At 51.2% G+C, this 13,308-nt stretch carries 14 protein-coding genes; 4 read left to right on the plus strand and 10 right to left on the minus strand.

Features of this window, described 5'->3' with window-relative positions:
- Positions 1-311: 311 nt before the first annotated feature.
- Positions 312-1,301 (plus strand): DctP family TRAP transporter solute-binding subunit, encoded by a 990-nt coding sequence (locus KO508_RS06135; RefSeq protein WP_216007471.1) that lies wholly within the window; start codon positions 312-314, stop codon positions 1,299-1,301.
- 124 nt (positions 1,302-1,425) lie between these two features.
- Positions 1,426-1,971, plus strand: a complete 546-nt coding sequence (locus KO508_RS06140; RefSeq protein ID WP_216007472.1) for a peroxiredoxin family protein — start codon at positions 1,426-1,428, stop codon at positions 1,969-1,971.
- A 10-nt stretch (positions 1,972-1,981) separates the two neighbouring features.
- On the opposite strand, the gene KO508_RS06145 is transcribed toward KO508_RS06140, so the two are convergent.
- Positions 1,982-2,908 (minus strand): M14 family metallopeptidase, encoded by a 927-nt coding sequence (locus tag KO508_RS06145; protein WP_216007473.1) that lies wholly within the window; start codon positions 2,906-2,908, stop codon positions 1,982-1,984.
- A gap of 211 nt (positions 2,909-3,119) precedes the next feature.
- On the opposite strand from KO508_RS06145, the gene KO508_RS06150 reads away from it, so the two are divergent.
- A complete protein-coding gene (locus KO508_RS06150; RefSeq protein ID WP_216007474.1) occupies positions 3,120-3,647 on the plus strand; it encodes a retropepsin-like aspartic protease family protein in 528 nt (175 codons plus the stop codon).
- 47 nt (positions 3,648-3,694) lie between these two features.
- Here KO508_RS06150 and KO508_RS06155 read toward each other — a convergent pair whose 3' ends face one another.
- From KO508_RS06155 to KO508_RS06165, 3 genes are all read right to left on the minus strand, one after another.
- Positions 3,695-4,702, minus strand: a complete 1,008-nt coding sequence (locus tag KO508_RS06155; RefSeq protein ID WP_216007475.1) for a hypothetical protein — start codon at positions 4,700-4,702, stop codon at positions 3,695-3,697.
- Positions 4,703-4,827: 125 nt separating this feature from the next.
- Positions 4,828-5,883 (minus strand): diguanylate cyclase domain-containing protein, encoded by a 1,056-nt coding sequence (locus KO508_RS06160; RefSeq protein WP_216007476.1) that lies wholly within the window; start codon positions 5,881-5,883, stop codon positions 4,828-4,830.
- A 135-nt stretch (positions 5,884-6,018) separates the two neighbouring features.
- Positions 6,019-6,648 (minus strand): TetR/AcrR family transcriptional regulator, encoded by a 630-nt coding sequence (locus tag KO508_RS06165; RefSeq protein ID WP_216007477.1) that lies wholly within the window; start codon positions 6,646-6,648, stop codon positions 6,019-6,021.
- 94 nt (positions 6,649-6,742) lie between these two features.
- On the opposite strand from KO508_RS06165, the gene KO508_RS06170 reads away from it, so the two are divergent.
- On the plus strand, positions 6,743-7,879 hold the full coding sequence (locus KO508_RS06170; RefSeq protein ID WP_216007478.1) for a saccharopine dehydrogenase NADP-binding domain-containing protein: 1,137 nt from the start codon (positions 6,743-6,745) through the stop codon (positions 7,877-7,879).
- Between the two features lie 54 nt (positions 7,880-7,933).
- Here KO508_RS06170 and KO508_RS06175 read toward each other — a convergent pair whose 3' ends face one another.
- The 6 genes from KO508_RS06175 to fba form a co-directional block, all read right to left on the minus strand.
- Positions 7,934-8,248 (minus strand): hypothetical protein, encoded by a 315-nt coding sequence (locus tag KO508_RS06175; protein ID WP_216007479.1) that lies wholly within the window; start codon positions 8,246-8,248, stop codon positions 7,934-7,936.
- 103 nt (positions 8,249-8,351) lie between these two features.
- Positions 8,352-8,756, minus strand: a complete 405-nt coding sequence (locus KO508_RS06180; RefSeq protein ID WP_216007480.1) for a DUF1801 domain-containing protein — start codon at positions 8,754-8,756, stop codon at positions 8,352-8,354.
- 187 nt (positions 8,757-8,943) lie between these two features.
- A complete protein-coding gene (locus KO508_RS06185; RefSeq protein WP_216007481.1) occupies positions 8,944-9,405 on the minus strand; it encodes a glutaredoxin domain-containing protein in 462 nt (153 codons plus the stop codon).
- 550 nt (positions 9,406-9,955) lie between these two features.
- Positions 9,956-10,942, minus strand: a complete 987-nt coding sequence (locus KO508_RS06190) for a GGDEF domain-containing protein (RefSeq protein ID WP_216007482.1) — start codon at positions 10,940-10,942, stop codon at positions 9,956-9,958.
- Positions 10,939-11,973 (minus strand): TRAP transporter substrate-binding protein DctP, encoded by a 1,035-nt coding sequence (gene dctP / locus KO508_RS06195; protein ID WP_216007483.1) that lies wholly within the window; start codon positions 11,971-11,973, stop codon positions 10,939-10,941. The genes KO508_RS06190 and dctP overlap by 4 nt, the downstream gene beginning before the upstream one ends.
- A gap of 163 nt (positions 11,974-12,136) precedes the next feature.
- The gene (gene fba / locus KO508_RS06200; RefSeq protein WP_216007484.1) at positions 12,137-13,201 is read right to left on the minus strand and encodes a class II fructose-bisphosphate aldolase; all 1,065 of its coding nucleotides are present in this window, start codon (positions 13,199-13,201) and stop codon (positions 12,137-12,139) included.
- Positions 13,202-13,308: the final 107 nt, after the last annotated feature.

The following is a 13,308-nucleotide window of genomic DNA, read 5'->3' on the forward strand; positions in this document are numbered from 1 at the left end:
GAAACAAGACACCGTATGCCACTGATGTCACTTCGACGCTGGCTACAAAAATCAAACACAATTATTTGAGCCGCCCGTTGTTGTTGGCTGGTACAGTATGCAATGGAGGGTACCAAGCACCTCCGGAGTTTCGCCACTCATTCCCTCTGACACTTGAGCTGGCTTTAGTATTACAATCGCGAACAACCCTACACAGGGCTCGAATGAATTTCACCGCAACAATATTTGGCCACGATGGCCTGAGATCTACTATTGCCCCGCAAAAGTGGGAGTTACCGGCAGACAACTAACAATATAAAGGAAGCACATAAATGAACCGTCGTACCCTCCCCTCTCTGCTGGGGTTGATTGCCTTCTTATTGCCCATGCTCTTGTGGGCCGCACCACAACAACTGATTCTCTCCCATGTTGTCTCGCCCGATACGCCAAAGGGTAAGATGGCAGAGATGTTCAAATCGATAATTGAGAAAAAACTAGGCGATCGATACGAGATAGTCATACATTCTAATGCCAGCCTAATGGACGACGACGAAGCGGTCAGCGCCATCGCCGACGGCCGCATTCATTTTGCTGCGCCATCACTGTCCAAGTTCGAAAGCTATACCCAGCAACTGAAAGTTTTCGACCTACCCTTTCTCTTTCCAGACATGAATGCAGTAAATCGTTTCCAGAAAAGCCCGACCGGGCAGGCGCTACTGTCCAGCATGAAAAGTCAGGGCATCCTTGGGCTCGGTTACTTGCATAACGGCCTCAAGCAGCTGACAGCCGACCGCCCATTCACCAAACCAGAAGATTTGGCGGGTCTGCGTTTTCGCACCATGAACTCGGATGTGCTCATCAAGCAGTTCGAATTGCTGAGCGCCGAAGCCGTTCCCATGGCATTTTCCAAGGTTTATGAGTCGCTCGCCAACCGGAGCATTCAAGGCCAAGAAAACACTTGGTCTAACATTTTTTCTCAGGCGTTCTACGAACACCAACCCTACATGATGATCTCCAACCACGGCGTGCTGGATTATATGTTGATCACGAACTCAGATTTTTGGGGCGGGTTAAGCGAAGAGGATCGCCGTGCATTCCGCTTCGCCTTGGAGATGTCTCTGAAATACGGTAACGCCGTGGCCAAAGCTAAAAGCGCTAACGACAAGATAGAGCTGGGCAGGATGAAGGGCATCTCTGTATTCAAGCCTAAAGCCGATGAGCTGACCGTCTGGCAAACGGCCATGCAACCACTATGGGCCAGCTACGAAGGTTTGATAGGCGAGAAGGTTATTCAGGCTGCTCAACAAGCTGGTCGCCCCTGAGCCAGAATATGGCGCACTGATAGCTGATTATACTGCGTTTGCATCCGTTTGCGTTTGTACCACGTATGATCAGCGTGCTACCCAATCAAACGCGCTTTGCTGAAAATGCCTACAGGAGATAACTATGCAGCTCACTGCCCCGTGTCAGGGAATCGACTTTCAGACCAAGGATATTTACGGCAAGCCTTTCCAGCTTAGCGACCATGTTGGCAAGCGCGTTATCTTGTCGTTTTTTCGCGATGCAGGCTGTCCGTTTTGCAATTTGCGAGTGTACGAGTTAACGCAAAATTACAAACACTGGCATGAGCAAAATCTGGAAATTGTCGCGGTATTCAGCGATACCTCCGAGCAGGTTCGACGCTTCGTGGCCAAACACCCTAGACCGTTTACCATGCTAGCCGATCCAGACTTGGAAATTTACAACCGGTACGGCATTCAGCACTCGTCTAAGGCGCTTATCAAAGCGCTGTTATTCAAGCTTCCACGAATCATAAAAGGACTATTCAAAGGCGGGCGTCCTAGTAACAACCCGCACATCAAAATCGTTCCCGCCGATTTTCTTATAACCGAAGACGGGCGGATCGCGAAGGTCTGGTACGGGCGCGATACCAGTGACCACATCCCCCTGGAAGAAGTTCAGCAGTTTATTGATGAGGGAAAACCGGCGTAACTGCAAAAACCTAAGCGGGGTTGGCCAACGCATAGTCGATTCCCGCACACACTGCGGCCACCTGCGCGGCGTTGCATTGCTCAGGCGTTGCACGAGTGCTGTCGGGATACACTTCAGTGGTGGTTCTATAGGGTGCGCTGGTGATTCCGGCGCATAGACCCAACTGTTTGAGCGGATACTGTATTACACCCCGCGCTACTATCGGCGAGCCAAGAACCTCGCCATTTGCGTCAGCCGGCGCGATATGAGTAACTTTCTCTACAGCCTCAATCACCGCCTGCTGAAACTCCGTATGCGGGTTATCACTGTCATCAACCAAATAAAAGCCATCGGGAATCTCACACGGCTCAAACGGCTTGCCGTCGCGTGCCGCCAGAGCGGGCCGAAACTCGCTTTCATCCGTATCGGTGGTTTCGTGCAGGTCCATGTGCATCAATGCACGATCACGAACCGGCTCCACCAACCGCATAAGTGCCAATGACTCTTCAGCAGCACCGTCCTGCCGGAATGAACGGTTAGGATCGACTGCGTTGGCGTTCCACCGGTGGATGCGCTCATACGCCCAAGGGCTAACACAGGGCGCAACCAACAAATTGACACGACCGGCGTAATCCTCCGCATGCCGATCAGCAAACTGCAATGCGCCGTGGACACCACTGGTTTCATAGCCGTGCACGCCGCCTGTAATTATCACTACCGGTAGGTCGTCACGCCAGTCGCAGCTGCGAATCGCCATCAGTGGGTAGCTCTCAGCGCCGCAACCCAGATGCCCATACTGTTCCACGTCAAAGCGAGACCTTAAGCGTTCAATCACACTCAGCACCTCAGACTCGTAGCTACGTTGACGAGACTGTCGCGACAACCACTCAGCGCGCTCAACCTCGCCCCAAGGAATGCCAGACGTACCGATGGGGTAGAATGCGGGGGCCGTGCTCATACTGTTTTTGCTCCAGTGATGGGTAATAACGGCGGGCATTCTAGCATCCATGTCCGAGTTCTTGCCTCCGTCCAAACAACCTGCTCATTGGTATTATTTCATTCATCCGCATAAAACCAGCTGACGCTCTTCGTCCCTATTTTCGATGATGGGCGCTCCGAATAGGTTAGAATCCGTACAATCTATAGAAAGAACCGTAACAAGGAATGGAATGAGTAAATCAGGCACCATCAAACCCGAGATCCGATACCTTCTGTTCTTCGCTGCTTTTTGGGTTGTGTTGCTCGCCGCTGCGGCGTACTTATTCGGAAATTGGGACTCCCACAAAACCAACCCCAATCAGCAACTGATCAGCCACACCCGCGGCACCGCCACAGAAATTGAGCTTCAGGCCAACCGTCAGGGCCATTATCTGGCGAGAGGCACCATCAACAACCAAAGCGTCACTTTCATTCTGGATACCGGCGCTACAACCGTGACAGTCTCAGAATCCATCGCCCAAAAAGCGGGCCTTACCCGAGGGTTGCCAAGCTTTGCGCGCACTGCGGCAGGCACAGTAAATGTGTGGAATACAACCATCGAGGAACTTCGTTTGGGCGACATCACATTCAAAAACGTACCCGGCACCATAAACCCTGCCATGGACCCGGACATGGTGTTGCTGGGCATGAGCGTGCTTGGACAGCTTAATTTCTCCCAGCAATCGGGCGTTATGACCCTGAGCCAGGACACACATTGAACTAGCGCCTGTCGCAGCTCGCTTTTAAAGCGCTATAGAACACGGTGTTAAGCTTGTGTTGCCGTGTTTTCTGCAGCTGGCTTGCTCTCAATACGTAGATAGGTATCAAGCTCTTTGCGAATGTCTGGCGCGATCTCGTCGCTGTGGGTGATGCGCATATAGAACAAAGTGAAGTAGATCGTTTTCGCGGAACCTACAACCCGCGCCAAAATGGCACCTAACAGTTTACTCAACCACAGCGCGATCAACAGCGGTAGCCAGCTAAATGACAAAGCGCTGCCGCCCAGCCACGATGGCGTGCTGGCGCCCAACATATCCCTCATATCACCAGCATAAAATGCGGGAATAGCATCGCCCACAGCAAAGCCGAGCGCGATCGCAATCATGACCAATACCACATACACCGGAGCGATCAACATACCGGCAGCGCCGCCAGCGATATCAATACCGAACACGCCAACCAGAGTCTCCGGAACCGAATTCTTCAGGCTCTTCATGCGCTCCACGCCATCGCGTAGGCCACATTCATCAATCGCTACTGCAGGCGTTAAAAAATGTTTGGCGAGATCCCATACCTCGGAGAGCGCAGACAACAGAACACGGCTGACCATCGCCGACAGGCCGCCGCCTTCGCCATTGGCGGCACGAGAACTGATGAAGGCAAAGCCCATCGATACCCAGCCCAAAATTCGGGCTTGAGACTTAACACCGAGCACCCGTTTTCGGCCGTCACCGGGCACTGCATCGCGCCCGCGAACCGTCTCGGCTACCAACCAACTCTGAGCCATGTCTTGCCGGGTGTAGTAGAAATACTTGTAAACAAACAACGCAAAGGCGGCGAGCAACAAAAGGGTACCTGTGCCGCCCGCGCCCAGCGTAATAGCGGCGATACCGCCAAAAAATGTCGTGACCATTACCGCCGCGTAGATGGCCGTTCGCAGAAACGGACCTACAATATCGGTATCGCGGCCGATGATCGTGACTGTGTTCTTGAGCAGGTAACCGATCTGCTGAAAGCGCTCACCGGGGCCGGGTTTTCTGAATTCCTTGGTCATGTGTTCTTCCTTTATTTGGTAACGTTATTCTTACTGCTCAACGTACGCTTCGAATGGGGAAGCCTCAAGGGGGCCCAACCAGTTGCGTTCGTATTATTGTCTATTCACTCGGCGCAAGACCGACATCATGCTGGAGGATTAGAGTTATTGTTTTCGTAGTAGCTGCATTTATTCGCATACATGTTTCTATCAGCTTTGCTCAACAACGCTTGTACCGATGCTCCATCTTCAGGGTATAGCGCCGCACCTTGACTCACATGGCAATGCACATTGTGATGCTGAATCTGAAATGGCTCAGCCATAGCCGCTTCAATGCGGGCCATGGTTTGCTTCACGCCTAGGCTGCCTTTTGTTTGAGCCAGCAAAACTACAAACTCATCCCCGCCAATACGGGCAAAGGTATCGGTGTCTCTCAGTTGCTGTTTGATGCGTTGAGCCACGTGCTGCAGCAGAGCGTCGCCCGCCTCGTGCCCGTAGGTATCATTTACTTGCTTAAAGGCATTAAGGTCGATGAATAACACGGCAAACGGATCTTTACTGCGCTGCGCCAAGCCAATGGTTTGCTTGATTCGCTCATTCAGCACTGAGCGATTAACGAGGCCAGTGAGGCTGTCGTGGTGAGCCAGATACAGAATCTTTTCTTCAGCCGCCTTACGGTCTGAAATATCAGAAAGCATGTTCAGAGTTGCTGGCTGCCCACCCCAAACAATCGCTGCGCCACTTATTTCAATAGGGTAGCTGGTGCCATCCTTGCGTAGAAAGAGGCTTTCGTAACGATGCGGTGCTCCCTTCCCTGCTATACGGCGCTGATAATTAGCCATCATTTCATCCCGTGCAGATGGATGGATGAGAGGCATGAAAGACGGCAGCGCTTTGAGCTCAGCTTCATCATACCCGCTCATTTCACACATGCGCGGGTTCAGGTATACCAGCCGCGTATTTTGCACCACGGCAATCCCTTCGTGCGCATTTTCAACAAGATAACGGAAAGAATCCGCGCCCTCACGCAACTCTTGTACTAACAAATTTTGCGCATTCATAGCACGGCGGTAACGCAGAAGGTACCAAGCGCCGGCCAGCAACAAAGCCAACAGGGTCAAGGTTACACCCCAGAATAAGCACCCGCTAACCGAGTATCCTGATTCGATTAAACCTGTTTTCGGTTCGGTGCTAACATCCATAAGCAAGCTCAGTCACGATTATTATTTAGCTGTTTATAAATAGAATATCGCACTTCACACAAGAGATGGAGGCAAAAGGAGGCGCATGAGTCTTGCGACAAGTTCCTAGCGGGCGCACAGCCCAACATTTAGCGATCAAGAAGTCTCGGGTATTGTTGGGGAGGCTGCCCCCAAGGTCAGCGCGTAGACAGCTTGGATGATATCGTCATCAAACCCTTGGCCCACGCCTGAGAATTTTCTGCGCTCCCCTCTGAACAGTGACACCCCTTCCAGTAGCGACATAACCAGCAACGCACGCTTTTTGAGCATATCGGACTCCAGTTGCGGCGCCTCCATGGCTATGGCTGTTGCAAGGGCATCCCGGTACGCAATGTAATAATGAGACATGACAGAGTAGGCTTCCGGTTCGCGCCCAGCTATTGCCCATAATTCCCAGAACATTCGACAACTGCGCGGAGATTGTTGATCCGCCAAGATGAAGCGGATGAGAGGTGTTAGACCGCCTCTCTGGGCCGGCTTCTCAAGCTCCATTGCGGCGGCTTCAAGAGCATGATGGAACAGCGCCTCCAGAAGAGACTCCCGGGTGGGGAAGTAGTACTGCACATTAGACAATCGGATACCCAGCCTTGCGGCGATACTCCGCGTATAAAACCCCGCGTACCCTTCCTCCTCAAGAATATTCCCCGCAGCTTCTAGAATTTCTTCGCGACGTTTGCGCCCCTTTGGACTTAGGGGTGTTTTGCTCGTCTGGCTATTCGTGACCATGGCCTCTACCCGGTAGAAAAAACACATTGAAAAATTAGGTCAGCATACCTAATATTAGATTTTAATTGGTCACAAGACCTAAAAGGAGAATGCCATGCCTGATTCAGTTTTGCTAGCCGGAGGGTACGGCATTGTCGGCACACAACTCGCCACTATGCTTAGCCAGCGTCACCCGAATAATCATCTAATCATCGGTGGTCGTTCTTTGGAGCGTGCCCAGATGCTAGTTAGCACCTTACCCAATGCCTCGGCGATAACCCTGAACACAGACGATTCGGATCCATTAGCAAACGTACAAGAAACGCCACATTTAGTGGTGTCGCTGACAAATGATTCTGGCGACAAATTGCTTTCGTCTTGTTTGCGGCGAAACATCCCCTATCTCGACATCACGCGCTGGACGGAACGGGTACGTCATACCGTGGCCGTGTTGCCCGCACTACAGTCAATGTCTTCCCTAACCTCACCTGTCGTTTTTGCTTCGTCCTGGATGGCGGCGGTGGCGGCCACTCTGGCGCGTGGAGCCAGTATGGATATGGTGACCGACTCCATTACTATCGATGTGCTCTATGGTATGAACGACAAAGCGGGACCCAATTCAGCAGAGTACATGGACAGACTGGAGTTACCCTTCGAAGTGATGGAAGGGGGGCTGCGTAAACAGAAAAAGTCATTCACCGATGAACGCTTGGCACACTTCCAAGAGCTGGGAGATGTTGCTGTTTACCGCTTCGATGCTCCAGACCAACTGACGTTACCCGCAATAACTGGTGCTAATTCAGTTTCCACCCGCATTGCGTTTAGCAGTGTGATAGCAACCCGGTTACTGAAAATGCTGATTCGCAGTGGAATCTGGCGAGCCATAAGCGGTGACCAATTCACGTTTTTACGCCGCGCGATACTCTACAACCCTGGAACTGGAGATCACCATCGCATATCGATAGAAGTAGTCGGACGAGAGAGCGACAGCAGTGACGCTTACAGACGACTGGAGGTTGACGACCCGGAAGGACAGACACATTTAACCGCAGTAGGAGCACTGATTCAGGTGGATAGAATTTTAGGCCTTAACGGACACATCTCGGCCCGCGCTGGTGCTCAGTATGCAGAAGCGGAGACAGATCCCGCATTGTTGCGCTCCACACTCGAAGAGTTTGGTGTGACCGTGCGGGATTTTCACTCCAGACCAGGCGGGTATCCACACAAGAACTCACCTCGGCAACATAGCTGATAGGGCTAGCGCGGGCAAAAAGATGACTATTGATTCCGTGAAGGCCTATATGTGTTAAGTTAATTTCCGCTGCCATACTTCCTGCCCGCTGTAGGTGTATGTAACACCTACTGTGCCTTCAGATTGCAGCAGAAAGCGGTATTTTATAAACCTGCCATTTGAAGGCCAGTGCGCGCTGAACGAAAGCACATTACCGTCGTATTGCGGTTCGAATACCTCTGCGACCTCACCATCAGTTTGATCAGTGACCGAGACGCTAAATCCTTCGGCAACGGCGACGATTGATACAACCATATCTGAGAAATCATCTGCAGCCTGCCAGCTACCGACTAGGGGATGATTGGAATGTAATGGTATAGCTTCACTCATCACTGAACCTTTAACGCCAACAATAAACGGTACCCTGACAAGGGCATCCGGTAGCGGCCCCTCGGGCCGGAATTTAATACCTTTGTTACGTGGTCCCACTACCTCAAGACCCAAGTAGAGGGAGGTGTTTTAAACTATGATACTTCAGTGCCATTTGCAGACAGTGGCTTAGTGGCCCGCCCCCAACGGAGGCTCCAAGAGGAATAACAATAGCTCTTTTCCCCTCATATTCGAATTCATCAGGGTAGATCTCCTTGAAGGTCTCGACCAAGATGGTCTGGCAGTGAAAATATACTTTAATGACACCTGGATCTTTTGGCTTCCAGTCCATTCGAATCGTGCTACCACCTTTTACAAGATAGCTGGCTTCACCCCACTTGAGAGCCTCTTCAACTGCACCTAAAGCGTTTTCTGCGGCGACAGCTAGAATTAGGCCGCGAACATTTTCGAGCTGCCGTTGAGCCTCTATCGGGTAGGTGGCAAATTTAGATTCTATTTCGGGCTTCACAGGCACCCCCCTTGGTTCACAGTTGCCTCAGCTTTGCATCTCCCTTTGTGGCGCACCCCGCCAACGGTCAAAAGCTATGCAGAATTTGCCACTAGCATCTTAGCGGAAAATCACCAGAAAGCGGCATGAACGGATGATCAATATCGTACTACGACAGACCCAGTTCCCGCTGGATTAATTTATTATGCTATTGCTCATAAATTCGCCTAAAACCAGCCACACTGAACCCATTCATTCGTTCCTTACCAACCAAAATTACCGGGACACCTGTAGCGTTCAACTTATCATAAGCTCTTTTTGCTGATTTATTTTTTTCAATATCGTATTCAACATAGTCTATATCATTCTTCTCAAAGTACTGGCGCGCCTTTTTACAAAATCCACACCAACTGGCCGAATACATGATAACTTTCTCGCCAACATCAAAAGTAGACATGTCATACGACACACTTTCATAGGTATTTATCTTTAACTTAACTTGATCCGAAACTTGATTGGTTGGTCGTCGGTCACCAAAATGAATCTTTCCATTCTCATCTACCCATTTGTATATTTCTGCCGCTGCACCAAAAGAAGAAAATACTAAAATTAACAAGAGATAAAATGTTTTCAATTTTCTGGCCTCATTTTTCTGATGATTTTCGCGCATAATATCGCAGTATGTACGCCGTCAAACGACTACTATTCAGGCTCAGGTAAGACTGGCGACGTGCGGTCCATGTAAGTTAAGAAGTTCTCCCATACTTCATGAGTTCTCTGCTTCGTTAACTTGGTCTTGCATGAAATAGCCATAACACCACGAATTGTTCCCTCCCGCTGGCCCAGCCACCTTGGGTCAGGATATTAAGCAGCAACCATCACGCACGGCAAAGCAGGGCCCAACAGAGTAGAGGGGCGCAAATGCCAGGCGTTGCGAAGAAGGGGCTGCATTAGTGCTGAAGAGATCATGGGCCGTTGTCCTTAACCGTCAGTGCATCCATAGCATGTAGTAAACTACATTAGCTCATCTGTAAGCGACTTTTCTTTGCGTTTTGCAAAGCTTTGTCATTTTGAGGGAAAGGAGTGCTGAGGAGAATCAAGGTTGTTTGGCTTGATTATAGTGGCCTGAAGGAATTTACGCGGGCTGAATTCTGCCGGGTTTTGGGCCAAAAACGACATACAGCGCCGGCGTCTTACATCCTCCAAAGCCTGAAAACACCTTACCCCTGACGTAGATCAGCAACACAAACAGTATTGCGGCCACTGTTCTTAGCCTGATAGAGAGCCTGATCGGCTCTGTTAACCCAACTGTCCGGAAGATCTCCGGGCGAAACTTCCGCAACTCCGAAACTGCAGGTAATGTTCCCGACCTGACCAAAAACCTGTTCAGCAATCGACAGGCGCAATTTTTCAGCGACTTTTTGCGCTTCTTCGGCATCGCACTGAGGTAACAAGATGATGAATTCCTCCCCTCCCCAGCGAGCCAGAACATCACTGGATCTCAGGTTTTGAAGGGTCAACTCAGTAAGCCGAACTAAAACCTCATCACCACCGTGGTGACCAAAGCGATCATTAATTTTCTTGAAGTAATCAATATCGAATATTATCAATGAGAGAGGCGTTCCATGACGCAGCGTACGCGAAACCTCAACATCCACCCTCTCTTGAAAATGTCGTCGATTGAAAGCGCCTGTAAGCGGGTCTGTGGTTGCCAGCTTCGCCAGTGTGAGACTGGACTTCTGCAACTTCCGGTAGGCAGACTTGATTTCAACGATGTAGTTTGAGACCAAAGCGCGGCCTACCAGTAGAAACACCACCAAATATACGGGCAAAAACACGAAAACCAGACCAAGCTCTACCACCCTGATTCCGTATGTCTTATCGACCGTGACCGAGCCTCCCATGAAAAACAATGCTAGTCGCGCGCACTGGACAGCTAGCTGAACTATCAGCAAAGTTTTAAGTGAATTCAGGGGAGGCTCACCCGGGCTTCGCTGAAGGTGCAACACCATCACCTCCACCAGAGCCCAGGCCGCCAGACAAATAAGCAGAATCAATAGTAAAAGCTGGTGTTCCCGCTGTATGTCGAGCAAAGACAGAAGGTCCAGACTGAAATTCAGGGCCAGTATCAATGAGCTTAGCGCACCGACCATGCTGAGCGGGAGTTTTGTCCTTTGTAACCAGGGGGTTTTAACCGGCTCTCTCACTGATTAACTCCTGCCTTTCTCATAAGAACGGGTTCTACCAGTTCACGCCACTCGGCAGAGCAACCAGGGTAAAGCTGGTCACAATGCTCAGCCCATCTTGGAAAGACGGCCTCTTTAAAAGCCTGACGCAGCAATTGATAGTCCTGCTCACCCGGCTCAACATCAATCAGGTTATAAGACGTGCCCTCACGGCAAGGCTGGCCAGTATTGCACGCTGAAAACTGGACATGAAGCTGCTCAACAGATGCCCATATGGAGTCCACATAGGCTTTAAAGGCATGCTCCAGTCTCTCCTTCTGATGACTCGACAAGCGATTCCAGAGATTCAAATTAATGACATAGCCATTGATCCCCAACTGCGTACTCAGCCGGAAAAGGTGGGTTGAGTACTTCGGCCAACCGGCCGCATTCGCCGAAGCTGCGCTACTAACAGCGCAATCGATCAACTCACGGCGCAGGCCCATTTGAACGTCCTCAAACGCCATAATGACAGGTGACGCACCAAAATATTCTATAAGAGGAGAGAAGGTTTCATTGCCCACTCGTATCCTCAGCCCCTCGAAATCTTGCAAGGACTCAACCGGTGTTCGGCAGAAAAAAACCTGAGGACCGAACGGCCACATACCCAGTAATTTCACATTAAAGCGGTCCTGCAGTCGACGATCGAGTGCCGGAGCATAGGTTTGCATGACCGCGTAGGAGGTCTCAATATCGACCGTTCCGCCGAACAGATCCACGCCGAGCAGATCCACGCCGAGCAGTGCAGGCTCAGACCAGGCATTCTGAAAAAAACGCAGAGAAACCAGATCAAGTGCACCTTCTCTCAACATGATTAGCTGATGAGTGTCTTTGAATCCCAGGGTATCAACGGGCGTGTAATTAATTTCAAGCGGCAGGCCGGTCGTTGCAGCCAGACCCTCAAAAAACTCCTGTTCCCCTATATGCACACTACCGGATGCATGCTGTTGACCAACAACCTGAACAGGAATACGGTCATATATTTTCCAAGCAATGGAAAAACCGCCAATCAAAATAATCGCTACTACAACTCGAACCCACATATTACCAATTTCCTCAAAGTGAGCGCTGGCGAATCCTGTGCGCAGCCAAGTAAACGTGCGGAATATGGAGGAATGAGCTCGGAGGGAAAGTCACAGCCCGGGGCGAGGTGCCCAGGGCTGCGGTACTGCAGTCTTACTTAACCTTCGGATCCAACTCACCAGAAACATAACGCTCAAACATACGATCCAGATTGATCGGTTTGATCTTGCTTGCATTGCCAGCACAACCAAACGCTTCGTAACGAGCTACGCAAATATCTGTCATAGCTACCATGGTAGCCTGCAGGAATTTGCGTGGGTCGAATTCGGCCGGGTTTTGGGCTAGGAAGCGGCGCACTGCGCCGGTGCTGGCGAGGCGAAGGTCGGTGTCGATGTTTACTTTGCGCACACCGTGCTTGATGCCTTCTACAATTTCCTCAACCGGTACGCCGTAGGTTTCGGGAATTTCACCGCCGTATTCGTTGATGATCTTCAACCACTCCTGGGGTACAGAGCTGGAGCCGTGCATAACTAGATGGGTGTCTGGAATGCGTTTGTGGATGGCTTTGATCTGTTCGATGGCTAGGATGTCGCCCGTGGGTGGGCGGGTGAACTTGTAGGCACCGTGGCTGGTGCCGATGGCGATGGCTAAGGCGTCTACGTGGGTCTTTTTCACGAAGTCGGCGGCTTCTTCTGGGTCGGTGAGCATTTGGCTCATGTCCAGAGTACCTTCAGCGCCAATGCCGTCTTCTTCACCGGCCTGACCGGTTTCCAGAGAGCCCAAGCAACCCAGCTCGCCTTCTACGGATACGCCACAGGCGTGGGCCATTTCTACGGTGCGGCGGGTTACGTCTACGTTGTAGTCATAATCCATCGGCGTTTTGCCGTCTTCACCCAGCGAGCCGTCCATCATGACGGAGCTGAAGCCCAATTGAATGGAGCGTTGGCACACTGCGGGGCTGGTGCCGTGGTCTTGGTGCATGACCACCGGGATGTGTGGCCATTCTTCAATGGCCGCGAGGATCAGGTGGCGCAGGAAGGGAGCTCCGGCGTATTTACGGGCACCGGCAGAGGCCTGAACAATCACCGGGGAGTCGGTTTTGTCGGCGGCTTCCATGATGGCGCGCATCTGTTCCAGATTGTTTACGTTAAAGGCTGGCACACCGTAACCATGCTCGGCGGCGTGGTCCAGCATCTGCCGCATCGAAATCAGGGCCATTTGGTTGTCTCCTTGTTTAAATAACAGTTTGGGCAATCGTGGTTAATTTGTTTGGGCGCAGGCTTCTGAGAATTGGAGCCTGCTACGGCAGGTGTGGTGGCGCTTTC

Source organism: Marinobacter salexigens, from assembly GCF_018860765.1.
GTDB classification, from domain to species: domain Bacteria; phylum Pseudomonadota; class Gammaproteobacteria; order Pseudomonadales; family Oleiphilaceae; genus Marinobacter; species Marinobacter salexigens_A.

What these genes read in the sequence shown, in the direction of transcription:
- fba (WP_216007484.1), bottom strand. Translation starts at nt 13,201, where the DNA reads ATGGCCCTGATTTCGATGCGGCAGATGCTGGACCACGCCGCCGAGCAT.
- KO508_RS06160 (WP_216007476.1), bottom strand. Translation starts at nt 5,883, where the DNA reads ATGGATGTTAGCACCGAACCGAAAACAGGTTTAATCGAATCAGGATAC.
- KO508_RS06150 (WP_216007474.1), top strand. Translation starts at nt 3,120, where the DNA reads ATGAGTAAATCAGGCACCATCAAACCCGAGATCCGATACCTTCTGTTC.
- KO508_RS06145 (WP_216007473.1), bottom strand. Translation starts at nt 2,908, where the DNA reads ATGAGCACGGCCCCCGCATTCTACCCCATCGGTACGTCTGGCATTCCT.
- KO508_RS06165 (WP_216007477.1), bottom strand. Translation starts at nt 6,648, where the DNA reads ATGGTCACGAATAGCCAGACGAGCAAAACACCCCTAAGTCCAAAGGGG.
- KO508_RS06135 (WP_216007471.1), top strand. Translation starts at nt 312, where the DNA reads ATGAACCGTCGTACCCTCCCCTCTCTGCTGGGGTTGATTGCCTTCTTA.
- KO508_RS06155 (WP_216007475.1), bottom strand. Translation starts at nt 4,702, where the DNA reads ATGACCAAGGAATTCAGAAAACCCGGCCCCGGTGAGCGCTTTCAGCAG.
- KO508_RS06175 (WP_216007479.1), bottom strand. Translation starts at nt 8,248, where the DNA reads ATGAGTGAAGCTATACCATTACATTCCAATCATCCCCTAGTCGGTAGC.
- KO508_RS06170 (WP_216007478.1), top strand. Translation starts at nt 6,743, where the DNA reads ATGCCTGATTCAGTTTTGCTAGCCGGAGGGTACGGCATTGTCGGCACA.
- KO508_RS06185 (WP_216007481.1), bottom strand. Translation starts at nt 9,405, where the DNA reads ATGCGCGAAAATCATCAGAAAAATGAGGCCAGAAAATTGAAAACATTT.
- KO508_RS06140 (WP_216007472.1), top strand. Translation starts at nt 1,426, where the DNA reads ATGCAGCTCACTGCCCCGTGTCAGGGAATCGACTTTCAGACCAAGGAT.